Origin of the sequence: Pseudomonas asturiensis (assembly GCF_900143095.1) — a bacterium.
Lineage (GTDB): Bacteria > Pseudomonadota > Gammaproteobacteria > Pseudomonadales > Pseudomonadaceae > Aquipseudomonas > Aquipseudomonas asturiensis.
Map to the genome: position 1 here is coordinate 82,343 of NZ_FRDA01000011.1, position 18,660 is coordinate 101,002.

Annotated in this window: 10 protein-coding genes; 1 reads left to right on the plus strand and 9 read right to left on the minus strand. The window is 60.6% G+C overall.

The features are described 5' to 3' along the window. Nucleotides 1–54: 54 nt before the first annotated feature. From BUB69_RS18925 to kdpF, 6 genes are all read right to left on the minus strand, one after another. A complete protein-coding gene (locus tag BUB69_RS18925; protein WP_024686146.1) occupies nucleotides 55–747 on the minus strand; it encodes a response regulator in 693 nt (230 codons plus the stop codon). Between the two features lie 55 nt (nucleotides 748–802). Continuing rightward, complete coding sequence (locus tag BUB69_RS18930; RefSeq protein ID WP_073169408.1) at nucleotides 803–3,466, minus strand: sensor histidine kinase; 2,664 nt, start codon at nucleotides 3,464–3,466, stop codon at nucleotides 803–805. 226 nt (nucleotides 3,467–3,692) lie between these two features. Further along, on the minus strand, nucleotides 3,693–4,265 hold the full coding sequence (gene kdpC / locus BUB69_RS18935) for a potassium-transporting ATPase subunit KdpC (protein WP_073169410.1): 573 nt from the start codon (nucleotides 4,263–4,265) through the stop codon (nucleotides 3,693–3,695). A gap of 60 nt (nucleotides 4,266–4,325) precedes the next feature. Then, the gene (gene kdpB / locus BUB69_RS18940) at nucleotides 4,326–6,386 is read right to left on the minus strand and encodes a potassium-transporting ATPase subunit KdpB (protein WP_425439387.1); all 2,061 of its coding nucleotides are present in this window, start codon (nucleotides 6,384–6,386) and stop codon (nucleotides 4,326–4,328) included. 16 nt (nucleotides 6,387–6,402) lie between these two features. Further along, entirely contained in the window at nucleotides 6,403–8,097 is a 1,695-nt protein-coding gene (gene kdpA, locus BUB69_RS18945) for a potassium-transporting ATPase subunit KdpA (protein ID WP_073169413.1), read from the minus strand. An 8-nt stretch (nucleotides 8,098–8,105) separates the two neighbouring features. Next, nucleotides 8,106–8,195: a K(+)-transporting ATPase subunit F gene (gene kdpF / locus BUB69_RS18950; RefSeq protein WP_004882540.1), complete on the minus strand. Its 90-nt coding sequence runs from the start codon at nucleotides 8,193–8,195 to the stop codon at nucleotides 8,106–8,108. A gap of 225 nt (nucleotides 8,196–8,420) precedes the next feature. On the opposite strand from kdpF, the gene BUB69_RS18955 reads away from it, so the two are divergent. Further along, the gene (locus BUB69_RS18955; protein WP_084537127.1) at nucleotides 8,421–8,699 is read left to right on the plus strand and encodes a helix-turn-helix domain-containing protein; all 279 of its coding nucleotides are present in this window, start codon (nucleotides 8,421–8,423) and stop codon (nucleotides 8,697–8,699) included. A 108-nt stretch (nucleotides 8,700–8,807) separates the two neighbouring features. Here the strand turns inward: BUB69_RS18955 and BUB69_RS18960 are convergent, their stop codons facing one another. The 3 genes from BUB69_RS18960 to BUB69_RS18970 form a co-directional block, all read right to left on the minus strand. Beyond that, entirely contained in the window at nucleotides 8,808–12,827 is a 4,020-nt protein-coding gene (locus BUB69_RS18960; protein WP_073169415.1) for an RHS repeat domain-containing protein, read from the minus strand. A 67-nt stretch (nucleotides 12,828–12,894) separates the two neighbouring features. Next, nucleotides 12,895–13,407 carry a hypothetical protein gene (locus tag BUB69_RS18965; RefSeq protein ID WP_141121876.1) on the minus strand — a complete coding sequence of 171 codons (513 nt, stop codon included), beginning with the start codon at nucleotides 13,405–13,407 and terminating at the stop codon, nucleotides 12,895–12,897. 46 nt (nucleotides 13,408–13,453) lie between these two features. Continuing rightward, nucleotides 13,454–18,646 carry a hypothetical protein gene (locus BUB69_RS18970; protein ID WP_073169419.1) on the minus strand — a complete coding sequence of 1,731 codons (5,193 nt, stop codon included), beginning with the start codon at nucleotides 18,644–18,646 and terminating at the stop codon, nucleotides 13,454–13,456. Between the last annotated feature and the right edge of the window lie 14 nt (nucleotides 18,647–18,660).

Here is an 18,660-nt window from a genome sequence, read left to right on the forward strand (position 1 = left end):
GGTTGAAAACCGGTTCATCAGCCAGTCCCTCGACCGACCGGGCCACGATCGTGCTCAATCCCTGCCCAGCAACCGGTACCCCACGCCCGCTTCAGTCAGGATGAACCTCGGCGCAGTGGGATCGTCGCCCAGTTTCTGGCGCAGGTGCCCGACGACGATGCGCAGGTAGTGGCTGTCTTCGGTGTGGGTCGGGCCCCAAATGTCCTTGAGCAGTTGCTGCTGGGTGATGACGCGTCCGGGGTGACGCGCCAGTTGCGCCAGCACCGCGTATTCCTTGCGGGTCAGGCTGACTTCGTTGCCGTCCAGCAGCACGCGACGGTAGGCCAGGTCCACGGTCAGCGGGCCGAAGATCAGCGCGGATTCAGGTTTTTCACTGCCTGCAACCTGGCGCAGCAACGACCTGATCCTGGCCAGAAACTCCTGAATTCCGAAGGGCTTGGTCACATAATCGTTCGCGCCTGCATCCAGCGCCTGAACCTTCTGCGCTTCACTGGCACGCACCGACAGCACCAGCACCGGCACCGCCGACCATTCGCGAAACTCGCTCAGCACCTGCTGGCCGTCCATGTCCGGCAAGCCCAGGTCGAGCACCACCAGGTCCGGTTTGTTCAACGCTGCCTGGGTCAGTCCCTCCGCGCCGGTGGCCGCCTCCAGCACCTTGTAGCCTTGCGACACGAGGCTGATGCGCAAAAACTTGCGGATCTGCGGCTCGTCGTCGATCACCAGAATGGTTGCCGTCTGACTCATGAGTGCGCTGCCGTCGCAATACGGGGATGGAGCACAAGCATAACCCGGGATCGACTCAAGCCGACTCCTCCACTTCAGCATCCGGCTGAGTCTGCAGCGGCAGAAACAAGGTGATGCACGTGCCCAGGCCATCGATGCCTTCGTCCACGCTCAACCGCCCGCCATGTGCCCCGACCATGCCCTGACAGATCGCCAGCCCGAGGCCGGTGCCCTGCCCGCCCCGGTCGCCGCGTGCTGCGGTGTAGAACATGTCGAAAATCCTGGCGCGCTCATCCTCGGGAATACCCGGGCCTTCATCGCTGACAGAGAAAAACAGCTCGCTGTCGATCACGCCCGCCGCCACGTGCAAACGTCCCCCCGGCGGCGAGAAGCGCGCGGCGTTTTCCAGCACATTGACCAGCGCCTGCTCGATCAGCGCGGCATGCACGTACAGCAGCGGAAGCGCCTCGGCGACCTGAGCGCTGACCTGCAACGGCGTCATGACCGCACGCAAACGATTGAGGGCGCTGCCGACGATGTCGGCGGGCGACACCCAGTCGCGGGCCAGTTTCAATGCGCCGTGCCCCAGGCGGGTCATGTCCAGCAGGTTCTGGATATAACGGTCAAGACGCTCGGCTTCATCGCGCGTGCCCTCGAGCAGCTCACGGCGGTCCTGCAGCGGGATGGCCTCGCCCAGCGCCAGCAGGCTGTCGATGCTGCCGCGCATGGACGTCAGCGGCGTGCGCAGGTCGTGGGACACCGAAGCCAGCAAGGCGCTGCGTAGTTGTTCGGTTTCGCCGTGCAGACGAGCAGCCTCCAGCTCTTCGGCCAGTTGCGCTCGCGCCAGCGCCTGAGCCAACGGCTGGGTCAGCGCCGCCAGCAAGCGTCGATGCTGCGCCGTGAACGATTGACCTTTGCGCGCCGTGACGCCGAGCAACGCCAGCGGTCCTTCTTCGGCGGTGATCGGCCACCACCACCATTGGCCCGACGGCAAGGTGCCGGTGCCGCTGCCCGCCGGTTGCTCATGCTGCCAGGCCCAGTCGGCGGCGGCGCGCTCGGCTTCCGTGAAGGTCAGCGGCCCGCCGGTTTCGACGGTCCAGCCGCCCTGCGTGTCGCGGTCCAGCAGGCAGAGCTTCAACTCCTTCCAGCCGCTGAAATGCTGTTCGGCCGCATGGAACACCGCTTTGCTGTCGGTGGCGGCCGTCATCTTGCGTGACAGGTCCAGCAATTCGCTGGTCTGTTCCTGAGTATCACGCAATGCCTGCAATTGCCGACGCTGCCGCGCCGCCAGCTTGCCGGTCAGGGCGGACATGAGCAGGAAAAACAGCAGGGTCAGCACGTCCTCGTCGCGCTGGATACTGAGCGAGAAGTTGGGGGGAATGAACAGAAAGTCATACGCCAGAAACGACAGCCCCGCGCAGGCCAATGCTGGCCCCATGCTGCTGCGTACCGCCACCAGCAGCACGGCCGCGAGAAAGATCAATGAAATATTGGGCAACGCCAGCACGCCCGAGACACCCCACGCCACCAGACTGGCCAGCAGGGTCGCGATCAGCGCCAGGCCGTAGTCGAACCACACCACCTCGCGCAGCGGCCGGGCGCGTGGAGGCTGATCAGGCTGTTGTTCGCTGTCGTCCAGCACGCAGACTTCCAGTCCGTGTCCTTCGCGCAGCAGCCTGGCGGCGACACCGCCCCCAAACAGACGCCGATGCCAATGCCGGTGCGACTGACCGACCAGCACCACGTTGGCCCGTCGTTCCACGGCATGCTGAATCAGGGTCCTGGCCACTTCTCCGGCACGCAGGGGAACCACTTCACCGCCCAGCCGCTCGGCCAGTTGCTGGGCACCTTGCAGGCGTGCACGAGACTGTTCGTCCAGCGTCTGCCCGTCATCGACATGCACCGCGCTCCACGGCAAGTGGCGACGCTGCGCGACCCGGCTGGCATGGCGCACCAGACGCTCGGCCTGCGCATCCCCGTCGATACCCACCAACAGACGACCGCGCACCGCCGGAGCGGCCTGCCCCAGCTGTCGATAACCCTGCGCCAGGTCGTTATCGACCTGGGTCGCAGCGGTCTGCATGGCCAGTTCGCGCAGCGCACTGAGGTTGGTGGGGGTGAAGAATGCATCGATGGCCGCCCGTGCCTGTTCCGGCACATAGACCTTGCCCTCGCGCAGCCGCTCCAGCAGTTCGCGGGGCGGCAGGTCGATCAGGATCAGGTCGAAGGCTTCCTGCAACACCCAGTCCGGCAACGTCTCGCGCACCTGAACGCCGGTGATACCGCGCACCTGATCGTTGAGGCTTTCCAAGTGCTGAACGTTGACGGTGGTATAGACGTCGATACCCGCAGCCAGCAACTCCTGAATGTCCTGCCAGCGCTTGGCGTGACGACTGCCGGGCGCGTTGCTGTGCGCCAGCTCATCGACCAGGACCAGGCTCGGCGCAGCCTTGAGCAAGGCGTCCAGGTCCATTTCTTCCAGCGTCATGCCACGGTATTCACTGCGCAACAGCGGCTGTTGCGGCAAGCCGTTGAGCAACGCTTCGGTTTCCGCGCGGCCGTGCGTTTCCACAACGCCGGCCATGACGTTCACGCCCTGGCGCAACTGCTTGTGAGCGGCTTGCAGCATGGCGTAGGTCTTGCCCACACCCGGCGCTGCGCCCAGAAAAACCTTCAGCCGCCCTCGGCCGTCGCGGGGCAATTGAGCCAGTAATGCGTCTGCTCGACCGGAATCACTCACGTTGGGTATCACTCTCTTTCGGTGTGGCCAGGGCGCCGGTTGACTATCATGACGGCCGGAAAAATGTCGTGCTCTCTGACACTGCGCGGCTTAACAGTAGACACATGACCGTGGGAGGCGGCTTGCCGGCGATCAAGCCGGCATGGTGAGTCAGACGAACCGTGTCATCGCTCATCGCCGGCAAGCCGCCTCCCACAGTACGCGGCGCGCATTATGTCAGCGAATGTTACAGCTGCGCGTTGCGTTGTGCAGACGGTAACTGATTCAGGCCCATATTCAAGGTCAATACGTTGACCACAGGCGGGCCGATCAACGGGCGTTGTGTGTTGGCGTCTATCAACGCCTGAACCTTACCCAGAGGCAACTGCCGTGCGCTGGCCACGCGCGCCGCCTGCCAGGCTGCGGCTTCGGGCGACAGGTGCGGATCAAGACCGCTGCCGGAGGTGGTCAGCAACGCCAGTGGCACCGGTCCCTGGCCTGGCACGGCCAGTTTGGCGGCATCGTCGGTGACACGGCTGACCAGCGCCGGGTTGCTGGGGGCAAAGTTGCTGGCACCACTGGCCACGGTCGCGAAAGCACCGGCCGAAGGACGCGGCTGGAACCACTCATCACCGGTAAACGCCTGGGCGATCAGTTCCGATCCGCGCACCTTGCCGTCCTTGTCATACAGCAGGCTGCCATTGGCCTGCGCCGGGAATGCCACTTGCGCGACTCCAGTCACCACCAGCGGATAGGCCACACCGGTGATCAGGCTCATCAACACGATCAGGCTCAGGGCCGGACGCAATACATTCGACATCTTGCACATCCTCAATCAGGTGAAGCTGCACACCGACCGGCGTGCAGCTCAGGGCTCAACTCAAACCAGGCCAAGTACGACCAGCAGCATGTCAATCAGCTTGATCCCTACGAACGGTACGAAGATGCCGCCCACGCCGTAGATCAACAGGTTGCGACGCAGCAGGTGCGCCGCGCTGGCCGCCTGAACACGCACGCCACGCAGGGCCAGTGGAATCAGCACCACGATGATCAGGGCGTTAAAGATGATCGCCGACAGAATCGCGCTCTGCGGGCTGGCCAGTTGCATGACGTTGAGCACGCCCAGTTGCGGGTAGATCGCAGCGAACAATGCGGGCAGTACCGCGAAGTACTTGGCCACGTCATTGGCGATGGAGAACGTGGTCAGCGCGCCGCGTGTCACCAGCAACTGTTTGCCGATGTGCACCACGTCCAGCAGCTTGGTGGGGTCGCTGTCCAGATCAACCATGTTGGCCGCTTCACGAGCGGCCTGCGTACCGTCGTTCATCGCCATACCGACGTCAGCCTGCGCCAGTGCCGGGGCGTCGTTGGCGCCATCGCCGCACATGGCGACCAGACGACCTTCGCCCTGCTCCTGACGAATCCGCTCCAGTTTCTTCTCGGGTGTGGCTTCAGCCAGCACATCATCCACGCCCGCCTCTGCGGCAATCGCCGCTGCCGTGAGCGGGTTGTCGCCCGTCACCATGACCGTGCGGATACCCAGCTTGCGCAGTTCTTCGAAACGCTCGCGAATACCCGGCTTGACCACGTCCTTGAGGTGAATCGCGCCCAGCAGGCGACCGTTGGCGCACACCAGCAGCGGCGTACCGCCGGTCTTGGCGATCTTGTCGACTTCACGGGCCAGGGCAGCAGGCAAATCGCTGCGTTGCAGGTTGATGAATGCCAGCAGCGAGTCCACCGCGCCCTTGCGGTACACATGGCCTTGATAATCGACGCCGGACAAGCGGGTGTCGGCGCTGAACGGCACGGCAGTCACTGAACCCAGTGTCGGTTCGTTCATCGGGTGCAGGTTGCGCAGGAACTCGACGATGGATTTGCCTTCGGCGGTGTCGTCGGCCAGCGAAGCCAGCAAGGCACCCTCGCCCAACTCTTTGGGTGTCACGCCGGGGGCTGCATAGACAGCGGCGCAACGACGGTTGCCGAACGTGATGGTGCCGGTCTTGTCGAGCAGCAACACGTGCACGTCACCCGCCGCTTCCACGGCGCGACCGGACTTGGCGATCACATTGAGGCGCACCAGCCGGTCCATACCGGCGATACCGATGGCCGACAACAGGCCACCGATGGTGGTCGGAATCAACGTCACCAGCAGCGCGACCAGAAACACCAGCGGCAGGCTGCCACCGGCGAAGTGGGCGAACGGCTGCAGGGTGATGACCACCAGCAGGAAGATCAGGGTCAGGCCGATCAGCAGGATATCCAGCGCCACTTCGTTCGGGGTTTTCTGACGTTTGGCACCTTCCACCAGCGCGATCATGCGGTCCAGGGTCGACTCGCCGGGGTTGGCGCTGATGCGCACCAGCAGCCAGTCGGACACCAGTCGCGTGTTGCCGGTGACGGCCGAGCGGTCGCCGCCGGACTCACGAATCACCGGCGCGGATTCACCGGTAATCGCCGCTTCGTTGACCGCTGCGATGCCTTCGATGACCTCGCCGTCGCCGGGAATCATCTCACCGGCTTCGACGCGCACCACATCGCCCTTGCGCAATTCGCTGGCGTTGATCGTGCGCAGGCTGCCGTTCTCGTCGCGGATGCGCGCCTTGAGTCCTTCGCTGCCGGCCTTGAGGCTGTCGGCCCGGGCCTTGCCACGACCCTCGGCCAGCGCTTCGGCGAAGTTGGCGAACAGCACGGTGAACCATAGCCACAGCGCGATCTGTACCGCGACCGAGGTCGATACCTGCGTGTCAGGAATAAAGCACAGCACCGTGGTGAGGATGGCGGTCAGTTCCACCACCAGCATCACCGGCGAACGCTTGAGCAGACGCGGGTCCAGCTTGACGAAGGCCTGCACCAGCGCCGGACGCCACAGGGCCGCAATACCGGTTTTGGCGGTTGTTTGGGCGGCTTGGGATTGCGCCTGTTTGGCAGAAGAAATAGGCATATTCATGTTTGGTTCCTCAGAAACCCAGGCTCAAGTGTTCGGCAATCGGACCCAGTGCCAGGGTTGGCAGGAAGGTCAGGCCACCGACCAGCAGAATGGTCACGGTCAGCAGGGTGACAAACAGCAGGCCGTGAGTCGGGAAGCTGTTCTGGCCCTGCGGCACGCTCTTCTTCATCGCCAGGCTGCCGGCCAGTGCAAGAACCGGCAGGATGTAGCCGAACCGACCGATGAAAATCGCCAGGCTGAGCATCAGGTTATGAAACACGGTATTGGCACTGAAACCGCCAAACGCCGAGCCGTTGTTGGCCGTGGCCGAGGTGTAGGCATAGAGCAACTGACTGAAACCGTGCGGGCCGGGGTTGCTGATTGCACCCGCAGGCCCCGGCAGGCTGGCAGCGATGGCGCCCAGCACCAGCACGCCGACCGGCATCACCAAGAGTGTCGCGACCAGCAGCCGGACTTCCTGCGCCTGCAGCTTCTTGCCCAGATATTCCGGCGTACGCCCGATCATCAGGCCTGCCAGAAACACCGCGATCAGCACGTTCAGCAGCATGCCGTTGAGGCCGACACCGACGCCGCCGAAGATCACTTCACCGACCATCATATTGACCAGCGCGACCATGCCCGTCAGCGGGTTGAGGCTGTCATGCATGCCATTGACCGAACCGTTGGACGCCGCTGTGGTTGCCACCGACCAGAGCACTGTGCCAGTGGTGCCGAAACGGGTTTCCTTGCCTTCCAGCGGCGCAGTCTGTTCAACACCTGCCAGGTTCAGCGCCGGGTTGGGCTGGTATTCGGCCCACAGCGACACCGCGCCGCCAATCAGTAGCAACGCCAGCATGCAACCGAGAATCGCGCGGCTCTGGCGCATGTCCTTGACGTAATGACCGAAGGTGAACACCAGCGCAGCCGGGATCAGCAGGATCGAGACCAGTTCGAACAGATTGCTCCAGGCCGTCGGGTTTTCGAACGGGTGCGCCGAGTTGACACCGAAGAAGCCACCGCCGTTAGTGCCCAACTGTTTGATTGCGATCTGACTCGCAGCAGGTCCCATCGGCAAACTCTGGTCGGCGCCTTGCAACGTCAACGCGTCGATGTAATGCGCAAAGCTTTGCGGCACGCCCTGCCAGACCAGAAATACCGCCAGCACGATGCTGACCGGCAGCAGGCCGTACAGCGTGGCGCGGGTCATGTCGGCCCAGAAATTGCCCAGGCTGTTGGAAGAACGACGGCTGATGCCTCGGCACAACGCGACCAGCACGGCCAGACCGGTGGCGGCGCTGACGAAGTTCTGCACAGTCAGACCCACCATCTGGCTCAGGTAGCTGAGCGACGCTTCCCCACTGTAGGCCTGCCAGTTGGTGTTGGTGACAAAACTCATGGTGGTGTTGAACGCCAGCGACCACTCCATGCCCGGCAACTGCTGCGGGTTGAGCGGCAGCACGCCCTGCAACAGCAGGATCGCGAACAGCACAACAAAGCCTGCCAGATTGAACGCCAGCAAGGCCCAGGCGTACTGTTTCCAGGACTGCTCCACCTGTGGATCGACGCCGGATATCCGGTAACAGGCCCGCTCTACAGGCCCCAGTACCGGGCTGAGCCAGGTTCGCTCGCCTTCCATCACCCGATAATAGAAACGCCCAAGCCAGGGTGCAGGCAACAGCAGCAGCACCAGAAAGGCCAGGATCAACAGATAGTCATAACTGTGCATGGCCGCTCCTAGTTCTGGTCGGCGCGCAGCAGCGCCACCAACAGATAGATGAACAGCCCGACTCCCATCAACAGAGAGATACCATCCATAACGCTCATTGCAATTTCCCCATGATCAGGCCACGTCGATTAGCGCGATGGCCGCGTAATGGCATTGTCAGGATCAAGGGTGTAAAGGAACGAGAGCAGGGCCGGCTCTGTGGCGTAAAAAAGCCGTAAAGATCGCGTTTTCTCTGGGGCCGGACTGCGATTTCTGACAGGTTTCAGCCCGCGAGCGAGGCGTTATGGTGGCGATGTACAAAACTGGACAAGGAGAAGTCCGCAATGAACCCTCAAAACTACAGTCGCAACGACGCAGCCGACGCTGTGAATCCTTCGCCGCTGAACACGACAGCGACACGGGTCGTTCTGACGCCCAAAGAGCAGGAAGTCATGCACTGGATTGCGCTGGGTAAATCCGCGTGGGAGATTTCCCGGATTCAAGGCCGCAGCGAAGCGGTGGTGAATTTTCATGCCTGCAACATTCGCCGCAAATTCGGCGTCAGCTCAATGCGCGCAGCGCTCGTCATGGCGCTCGACCAGGGAGGCGTATTCTCGAGATAGCCGTTGACTGCAACGGCGGTTTTCGCAGCATCGCTCATCAAGACGGATCAGGCCGGGCATGAACAGGAGTATCCATGCCCGGTCTGCGAAAGCGCTTCAACGCTCGGTTCAATCACTGACTCCATTTTTTTCCAGCGGCTGCCCGGGCGAATCATCATCCATCAGCGTCTGACCCGTCGTACTGTCTGGCACATCATTGGCAGATGGCGCATCAAAGGGCTCGGCGCTGATCTCCACCAGGCGACCCAGCGCGTCATACACCAGGGTACGGCTGGCCTCATCAAGAATCAGATTGCCGTCCGCGTCGTATTCCAGTCTGATCTCGGATGGGTAGTCGGAATGGGTGTTTGTAACGCGGCTCAACTGCACCGGATCAATGCCTTCATAAAAATAGCGGGCCCGATTAAAAACGCCGTCAAAGTAGGTCATGACCAGGGTCAGGTTGTCCAACCCATCGAAACTGAAAAGCTGTTGGGTGATGACTTTGCCATACGGGTCTGTGGGGCATTGTGACCCACTGCAGGTGTATTGGGTCAGACGGCCGCGCGGGTCATACCGATAACGTTCATCGCGCAACAGAAGGGTCCCTTCATACAGCCTGCGTTCGAGCATGTCATCGTCATCGCCATACACGTGTTCCAGATGCTGTTCGACACCAGCCAGGTCGAAATTGCGGCGAATTTCCCGACCCAGATCGTCGTACTCAAGGCTGGTGACAACCTGCTGTCCGGCGGCACTGTCTATTGTGGTGATGCTGGCGGTGCGCCCCAGGGCATCATAGGTGAACGTCGCAGACGTGGTTCCCAGCTCGGTCGACTCCAGCTGTCCGGCGGCGTTGTACAGGTAGGTCTGCTCCTGATCCAGTACGTCGGTGTAGGCCAGGAGGCGACCGAGCCGGCTGTGAAGGTATTGCATGGTGTATGGAACACCGTTGGACACACGCTGTTCGCTTTTCAGTTCACCCGTGCTGTAGTAATCGCGATCCAGCTGCTCGCCCTCCTCCAGCGAGCGCCGCAGACGCGCATTGAGGGGGTCGTACTCATAGCTGGCGGTGGTTCCAGGCAGCTTACGCAGCAACGGCTCGCTGCACAGCTGCGGACGGTATTCGTAGGCGATGACCTGCCCACTGGGCGTCAGGACTGACTTGGGTTGCAACTGGCCCGGATCGTAATTCATCGAACGCTCGCGCCCGCCGGTGATGGTCTTGATCTTGCGATCCAGGCCGTCGAACACCTGCTCGCCGAGGATCACCTGTTTGCCGTTGTGTTCAACGCTGATTTGCGTAGGCAGGTCTTGCGCGCTGTGACTGGCAAAGCTGCGGCGCACGATGGCTCCGTCCGGCAGGGTGGTTTCGATGACCCGGTCGAAAGCGTCATACGTGGACAACGTGAGCCGCTCAAGGACGTCCGGAAGGCCGACAATCTCTTCAGCGGTGCGGCCCAGCCCGTCATAGTGAAACCGGCTCAGGCTGATGTCCTCTTTGGCCTGGTTACGTCGCACGCGACGGGTCGGCTTCTCGAACAGGTTCAGCCAGGTTTCAGTCTCCCCGCTCTTGACACCATTGCCTTCGGTCCAACTGCGCTGGATCGGGCCTTTGGACTCATTCGTGCCGATGGGATCGGTCACCTCAAGGTTGCGCACGCCGTCCGGGCCGACGAAGCAACGTTGCTCTCCCCAGTCGTCGTATTCGTAGGTGCGGGTCAGCGGCGATGCATCCTCTCCCAACCAATCGTATTCGGTCTCCTCGATCAGTTGCCCCCACGGATCGTAAAGGGCCTCGTAGGTCTGGCGCGGCAGTGCGGCACGCTCGCGATTCGGGTTATCCGCGTCGTCGCGCTCCTCATAAACCACCCGCTGCAGGCCATCCAGGCCGCTGACCGTTTTCACGTCCTTGACGTCGTATATGACCTGCCGGGCCTGCTCGCCAGTGCTGGCGCACAACGAGTACTCATAACGGCGTGTGGCCTCGAAGTCGGTGCCGGGTGCCACGGTTTCACTCAGGACACGACGCAGCCGATCGTAGGTGTAGCGGATCTCGATATCGTTATCGTCGCGGTTGAGCAGCGGTTCGCCATTGAGCAGCGAATGCTCCAGGGTAATAACCTTGCGAGCCTCGTCGAAACCGGTGACGGTCTTCACTGTACGTTGCACACTTTCACCGAAAATCGGGCTGACCTCAGTGCTGTATACATAGTCTGTCGTCGTGCTCAGGCCGCCCATGACCAGCGTTTCCCGACGAACACGGCCGTGCTGGAAGGCATCGCCGGGGGTGTTTATGTGCTCGTAGTCCGTGGTGTGCAGCTCCTGCCGGGTGTTCTGAGCCTGCTTGTCCAGAATCGCGCTGAGCTCGCTGGCAACACGCTGCAGATCCTGCCAGAAACCCTGCGCCATCTTCAGCAGCACGCGCAGCAAGTCGCTCAGCGTCTTCTGTAATTTCTGCTCGCTGTCAGCAAGCTGTTCTAACAGCGTGCCGACCAGTTCAACAGCCGACTGCTGCAACGCCTTCAGACTGCCTGAATCAGGCCTGGACAAAAGACCGATGAACGCGCGCACTGCGCACTCGGCCGCAGGCATGTTACCGGGGGTGGTCTGCGTCAGGGTTTCGCTCTGCAACACCAGCCAGTCCTTACCCTGACTGCCTGCGATGGCAGGCAGCGTTGTGTAGCGATAGCCTGTACTGAGCGTGGGTGCCTGACCGTACTCGGAAACCGCAGGGGTGACAGTGTGCAGCTTGAGGCTGCGCACAAACCCTTCAGGGTCGGGCGGGCAACCGTCCTCGCCGCTGGCGGAATACCATTCGCGGGTTTCGATCACGCCGTTGGCCAGGGTCTGCGTAATCAGATTTCCGTGAATGTCATAGGCACTCTTGACCGACTCGCTGCGCTGCGCCCTCACCCCCGTTGCATCTTGCGCACCCAGCCAGGTGGTAATGACCTCGCTGGGCAACTGGCACTGGTTAGGCTGCATGTAAAAGGGTGTCTCTGGCTCGATGGGATAAACGGTTTCCACGCGTTTGGTCGAACCGTTCTGGGTCGTCGTTTCGCTGGTAAGCAGATGGAACTGGTTAAAGACACGCTGAATCGTGCGCACAACAGTCGAGCCATAGAGGTGCAGTTCCTCCGTGGTGACATAGTCATAACCATCAGCGCCCTGATAGCGGTAAAGATTGTCGAGTCCATTGTCTTCCCAGACGATGTCGAGGCCTGCACCGAGGAAATTATGGTTTCGGCCCTGGCCGTCGCTGTACGTGTAATGAACATCCACCGGGGGCTGACCCGCCCCCGGATCCGTAACGTGGCGAGTAACCCTGGGCAACGGTTTCCGCCCGGTCCTGGCCGGGAATTCATGGCCACTGTCCTGATAAGAGACTTTTTCTTGTCCACCCACCGGCGTGTCCACACTGTCGATGCACAAAAGATCATGAAACCGGTCGTACCCGAAACGCCAGGACGCCCCGTTGTCGGTGGGCAATTCAATGCGGCTGACGTGGCGGTCCGACCCCTCCAGTCTCATGATGAACTCGGCGTCTGCACCTTGCGCCGCGTGCAGCCGGAACAGGACCGATGTGTCGTCGCGCTCGATGTCCAGCAGGGTCTGCCCCGAATCATCGGTGACGCTCCTGAGTCGCTGGTGCGTCGCAAATGCCATGTAATCCAGGGTGAGGCCATGTCCTTCGAGCGCCACCACACGCCTGGGCAACGCGACCCGGTTACCGGTGCTGCCCATCATCTCCAGCTCCTCGACGAGGCCCGACTTATGGACCACGCGAAAATGGTCATCGTCCTGTTTGTAGAGGTGGAAGCTGTCGATTTTCTTCTCCGACATCAACAACTCGTCGCCCGAGGTGCCGTCGGCCTTGAGGGTTTCGCCGCTGCTCAGGGAAATGACCTGGTTGCCGGGCGTGTACTGGGACAACTGCAGATTCCAGCCCAGGCCAAAGCCGCTGTCCTGAGTGTTGAGCGGGTTGTAATTGAGGGCCAGCGGCAGTCCGGGGCCGCGCAGCCCGTTGGTTTTGACATCGGGCAAGGTAATCGAAATCGTGTACTGTCCGGTCCGCGGGTCGACCCCGCCGGTAAGGAAACTCATGAAATTGAATGCATTGGAATGCACGGAAGTTGCAATAGTCATCGTTAACGTCCTTTTTAACGGTTAGACAGTCAGCGTCGTTCAGTTCACGCAGTTCACGCGGGTAGCGTCATTCACTGCCCGTCTTTCCAGTATCAGGCGGCGGTAACTCGGACGGATATATTCGTACGCACGATAACTTACCGTCATTGATCGAGCCTTCATGCTTCCTGATGTAGTCGACCACCACACCGCGCGTTAAAATATCACCTTTCGTGTGGTCCTCAAGATTGTCAATGCTATGCCGTTCCGTGGTAATCGGATCAATGTACGTTCTGATCTTGTATACCCAGCCCCATGTATCATCACAATCTTCGCTTTCAAACACGATAAGCGTGGCCGAGCGCACATTGTCCAGTTGGAACCACCTCATGTCGTCATTTTCACAGCCATACGCATCGTCACCCAGTTGGATATCTTTCCGGATAATGGGAATCGAACAGCTATTTCCCCCACCGTCCTGGTCCCTGGACAATTTCAGGAAACGGGCCTCGCTACCGGGTGCAGTCGCCCCCTGCTGGGCGTATCCTGCAAAACCGACAAGGGCAAGGCAGGCGAGTGTTTTTGTCAACGCATTCATCATGAGACTCCTGTCATTCAGTTCCTGGTGTAAATTGTAATCAGGCACGTTAGAGCGGCTTGACCTCCAGGCGGTTGCGCCTGCCCACAATGGACTCTCCGAGAAAACCGATCTTCAGTTTGTGAGCATTGCCTAGCGTGTCGATCAACATGACGTTGATGTAAGTCGATAGCTTTGCACGCGCGGGGTCGCGGGGCACTTTATACGGCATCTTTTGTGACCGATGCAGGCTAATGTACAGCGTACCGAGCGAGAGAAACTGACCATCATCTTTAATTTCAATGTCCAGAGACTCCACATCCTCCACCACCGCCTTAAGGTTCTCATCGAAGTGTATTTTTTTCTGGCGTGCGCCCACGACTCCATCGCGCGCATTCTTCGGATTGAATATATAGCCTGTCCAACTGAACATGCGTTCCGCCAGTTGTTCACTTTCCCAAAGAATCATGGATTCACTGGCATGGTCCTTAGTTTCTGGCAGGGGCAGAAACTTCAGGTCCTCTATAGGAACATGCGTGGCAGTCGCAGGGTATTTGACAATCAACTCCCAGTAATCGAGCGTGCTCAGGTGTAAATCGAACGGGTCGTCGGGGAGGAGCGAGCCATTTTGGTCTTTGGGCGGATCGACCGACGGGGGCGTTTCCCCCCCGAAAATGCGTTCGACTTCGAACGAGTAGCTCTCCTTGGCGTAACCAGGCAAGGGTCGTGGCTTGATGGATATCCTGCTGTTCTTGTCTCCAAGGTCAAGTGAGCTCATCCTCAGACTGTTATCTTTTGTGAAGACGGCGTAGAAGTCGGTGACGTCCCCTGCTGCCGCCCGACTGTGCAGGAAGAAATTCTGCGGCACGATGTCGGCTATGGTGTCCGACGCCGAGGCTTTCGTCGAAGCCATCGCCAGTTCGAACCGATTTGGCTTACCTGTCGTGCGCCATTGCTCATCATCGTCCTCAGGCATGCCCTCATAGTGGTCGCTCAGGAACGGGATGTCCTGACCAGAGTTTTCGCTCGCCAGTCGCATGCTCGCCCTCTCGCATACGCTTAACGGGATTTCCTCGCCATTGACGGGCATGGTCTGGGTCTTGATCAGAAACTTGAGTTGTTGATACCCGTTGGGGTACATCTCACCCTTTTTCATATCCTCGGTGCCGCCCGGCACAGTGACGGTAAAGAGCGACAGCTCCGACCACGTAGGCTCGGGAGGGGCTTTGGACAGTTCAATAACGCTGCAGCCATACGCCATGACGACATCGCCATTGACGATCTCGCACCTCACGACACTGCAGCCGCCAACACAATCTTGCGTGGGGAAGGTAAACAATCCCTGACCATCCACACTGCCAGCGCCACTTTCGACCGTCCAGCGCCTGGGAGCGCCAGGCAGCATAGAAGCGTCCTCACGCAGTTGTACCGACTCGTCTTCACCTGTCCAGGCCAAATAGTCAGGCTCAATAACCAGCGTTTGCTGGCCGTTGGCAACCAGCACGGTCACCCGCGTTGTCTCGCTGCCCTGGACCTCTATCTGTTGCGCAACAAGCGCTCTTTTGCCAGACCGCGCATCAGGCGTGAACATGGTTCCCTGGCCGCTGTCGTTCAGTTCGCCATAGAGCTCCCCGCGCAGCGCCCATTTCACCGGACTGCCGTCCAGCGTGGAGGCGTTCAGTAAAACGGCCTGCGGTTGGGTACCACCAGCGACCACGATCATCTGCGGTGACACCGCCATGCTATCGGACACAACATTCAGCAGCGCCGAAACAGTCAGCGTATTGCCTTCATCCTCATAGCTCGCGGTGATCACCACACGCAAGGCATCGTGCCCCATAAGTGCCGGGCTGACTGCCGTGTAAAGGCCGCTGGCGTCGAAGCTGCCATGCCCGGCTGCCAGGTGACTCTGCAGGCTTTGCGCCTGCCAGCTCAGTGCCGGGATCTCCTGGCCCTCGCTGTCGCGCAGGGCAAAACCCTGAGTCTGTCCTGCCTTGATCGTCGAGAACAACGGCGTGATGGATGGCTGCTCCGAGCGAAGCGTGCCGAAGATCGCAAGATCCCCCACCGAGTGCTCCTCGCCCGCAGTGAACACGTGGCCGCCGACAGTCCGAAAGCGGTCGGACAGCGTCAAACGATCCTCTGCGTCGGTTGGCAACGCCTTCCGGGAAAGCACCAGACTCACCCCCGACTTTTGCTGACCGTTCGGCCCCAGGTCATCGGGAATCAGGTAGGGGAAATCATCGGACGGTGGAAACCGCCCTTCAGCGTTGCCACGCAGCCTGATGAACAGCAACAACGCACCATCGCCATAATTGCTGGCACCTTTGACCTGCGCACCCGGCGCGCTCTGGGTGTAGACCCGGAAGCTGGCAGGCGACTGAGCGCCGTAACCACTCAGATCAAGACCTGTCAGCAGAAAGACACTGCGATGCGCCGGTACGGACCTTAAATTCGCCGCGAAAAAATCGGCGAAACGCTTGTTTGCGGCCTCATCATTTCTCCCCAGGTTGCAGATGAAACCAGACGCTTTTGCCAGATCCAGCGTGACGTAACCGTTGCTTTCGAGCAGCGTTACCTTCATCTGCAGGAAAAAACCCATCGGCTCGGTGATCTTGAAGCTGCCCGAGACCGCCGCCACAGCGCCCCGAGGCGTGTGCGTGGCGTGGTAACGCCCGGCCACGATGTTCATATGCACCGTTACCACAGAGCCAGCGCCGTCAAAGGCGACGTTGGGTACACCCAGCACGACCTGCGTCAGCCGTACGCTTTCAACGTTACGATCATCCAGAGGCACATCACCGGCGAACAGCGGCAGGAACTGAAGGCTCTGGTGGCGCTCGACATATTGCTGTTCAAGCTGACGGTTGATGTCAGCCCGGCTGATCGCAGCGACAGCGTCCCAGCCTTCGGTGAGGGTAGTTTCGCTCATGCGCGAGAGAAGCTGATCCCTGGACCAGGGCCTGACAGTAGTTTTCAGTGCCTGGACCATGCCAGAGGCGCTCGCCAGAGGCAGGGGCAGAATGATATGACCTTCAAACGTACCCCAATCAGCGTCATACAGCCGCGCAAAGATCACCACCAGACGCTCATGGCTATCGGGGCTGCTGGTGTAGATGCCGTTGGCGTCGACCTTGCCCGGCATCGCATCCGGCAAACTCCACTCGACCCCGGGGATGACATTGCCGTTGGCCATGGCCTGCAGGCGGACTTGTCCTTGAGGCAAGTCATCGTCGACGATACCAACCGTCAGGGCCGGCTTTTGCTGAATGACCAGCACCCAGATGAATCCGCTAGTCTGATCATCGCTGACCGTGATCCTGTCGAGCACGTAGGTCTGGTCCGGGACCTTTGGCCCTGCGACGTAGATCATGCCATCTCCGGAGTCGGGATCAGGGGTCAGGCTTCCGCTTCCTGGCGCTTGCTGGATCGTCCAGTCCAGAACACTTGCGGTCACACTGCCTGCGGAAAGCTTCACTTGCTCGCCGAAGTTGCACACCTCGATCAGCGGGTTAACGCTGATCGGAGTCGCTTGCACCGTTATCAACGCGGTGCTGCCCTGTCCACTCGAAGGGTCAGTGGCGGTGATCAGCACACGCTGATAATCCTGGGCCATCGCCTGCGAGTCGGGTGCCTTGTAAACACCCTGTGCGCTGACAGACCCCGGGCTGCTGTCGCCACTGTCAGGCGCATTGGCAACGCTCCACACCAGGTCCGTGCGAGCGGGCTGGGTGGTCAGTTGCACACTGCCGCCGGCCATGATCAGCGACTGCTGTTCTACGATGACGAATGCCGACGCGCCAGGGCCAACCTGACCGAACACGGCCAGATCGTGAGGCAATGCGCTGCGCTGAAGCTGCAGGTTATGCTGACTGCCCAGGTTGAGATGAGTCAGAAAACGCTCGTAACCCCTGGCCTGTAGCGTGTGGCTTAGCCCTTCGAGCAAGGCGAGCTTGAGGGTGTAGGCCACGAAACCACTCACTTGCTGCGCCACCGCCGCTGGAACGTTTGCCAACTGGCCCACGGCAGGACTGACCTCATCGTCATAAAGATAGGGCGCGTAAAGCTGCCCTTCCAGGTCTTGCCCGTCAGCGCCTGCAGAACCCAGATAAAACTCATGCTTGAGATTGACATCGAAGGTGGCCGTCTCTGCCTGCCACTCAGCACTGTCCAGCGCCCGATAACGAAACCCCAGCGTGCACGGGAAGTGCCAGTTTTGCGTGGCTTGAAAGTCCTCGAAATCGACGGTCAGGGGTTGCTTCTCGCTGACTGCCGGAACGCTGAAGCTGTCCGCTTCAAATTCCAGATCCGCGGTCTGATAACGGCTGGCGGCGATCTCGAAAGTCCCTGCCTGAGCCACCATCTGCGTCAGCGGCTGTTCCGCCGGAACAATGAATTCAAATTGAGGTGTCTTGAGCATCTCCATGACGGCGTAACCAAAGGCAGCACGATGAAGTGCATGGGCCGAGATCAACGTGGTCGCCGAATACTGCGCGTCCGCATCATTGGGGATCAGATAACGAAAATCTGCGCTGTCGTCCGGAAAACCACCTGTCACGCCGTGCTCCAGAGTGGTGAATAACAGCAAGGCACCTTTTCTTGATGCCTGATTCGTCTGACCGCTCTCGGCCTCTGGACTCTCGACCTGAGCCCGCACATCAATTCTGCGCACGCTGAACAGTGGGTTGCTGTCGTCGGAGAACACGCCCAACTGGATCGATCGGGCTGCGCTGTCCGATGCCTGCAATGCTTGCTGAAAAACCGCACCCGCCTGCCGCTGCTCGGTCAATGTGCCGGGGAACTCCAGCATGAAATTCTCACCTTGGGCAGGGTCCACCACCAGTCTGGCATCGCTGCTGCCGAGTTCCAGATCGAGCTTGAGTCCAAGTGCATCGGACGGACCGTGGGCGGCCATCCTGACGATATGGCTCTGGTTTTGAACCGTTTCCATGACCGCATGAGTTCCACCCATCACGCCCAGTTCCATTGCCAGCGGCGGACTTTCAAGCGAGCTGTGTTCAAACGTCAGCGCGGGCGCGCCAAGCACGAAACCCGAGAAAAAATGGGAAATGTTCGTATCGGGAACAGTAAAGCTTGCGTCCGGCACCGGCTGTGCCAGACCCTCGCTTATCGCTTGCGTGTGAACCTCCTCCATCAGGCGATTGACCTTGGCACCGTCCAGCGCCACCAACGCGTCCCAGCCTCTCAAGCGGGTCGTATTCTTCATCCATGCCAGCAGACTTTCTGCCGAGTAACCAGCCATGACATCACCTCCTG

What these genes read in the sequence shown, in the direction of transcription:
- BUB69_RS18960 (WP_073169415.1), bottom strand. Translation starts at nt 12,827, where the DNA reads ATGACTATTGCAACTTCCGTGCATTCCAATGCATTCAATTTCATGAGT.
- BUB69_RS18925 (WP_024686146.1), bottom strand. Translation starts at nt 747, where the DNA reads ATGAGTCAGACGGCAACCATTCTGGTGATCGACGACGAGCCGCAGATC.
- BUB69_RS18965 (WP_141121876.1), bottom strand. Translation starts at nt 13,407, where the DNA reads ATGATGAATGCGTTGACAAAAACACTCGCCTGCCTTGCCCTTGTCGGT.
- BUB69_RS18970 (WP_073169419.1), bottom strand. Translation starts at nt 18,646, where the DNA reads ATGGCTGGTTACTCGGCAGAAAGTCTGCTGGCATGGATGAAGAATACG.
- BUB69_RS18955 (WP_084537127.1), top strand. Translation starts at nt 8,421, where the DNA reads ATGAACCCTCAAAACTACAGTCGCAACGACGCAGCCGACGCTGTGAAT.
- kdpA (WP_073169413.1), bottom strand. Translation starts at nt 8,097, where the DNA reads ATGCACAGTTATGACTATCTGTTGATCCTGGCCTTTCTGGTGCTGCTG.
- kdpC (WP_073169410.1), bottom strand. Translation starts at nt 4,265, where the DNA reads ATGTCGAATGTATTGCGTCCGGCCCTGAGCCTGATCGTGTTGATGAGC.
- kdpB (WP_425439387.1), bottom strand. Translation starts at nt 6,386, where the DNA reads ATGCCTATTTCTTCTGCCAAACAGGCGCAATCCCAAGCCGCCCAAACA.
- kdpF (WP_004882540.1), bottom strand. Translation starts at nt 8,195, where the DNA reads ATGAGCGTTATGGATGGTATCTCTCTGTTGATGGGAGTCGGGCTGTTC.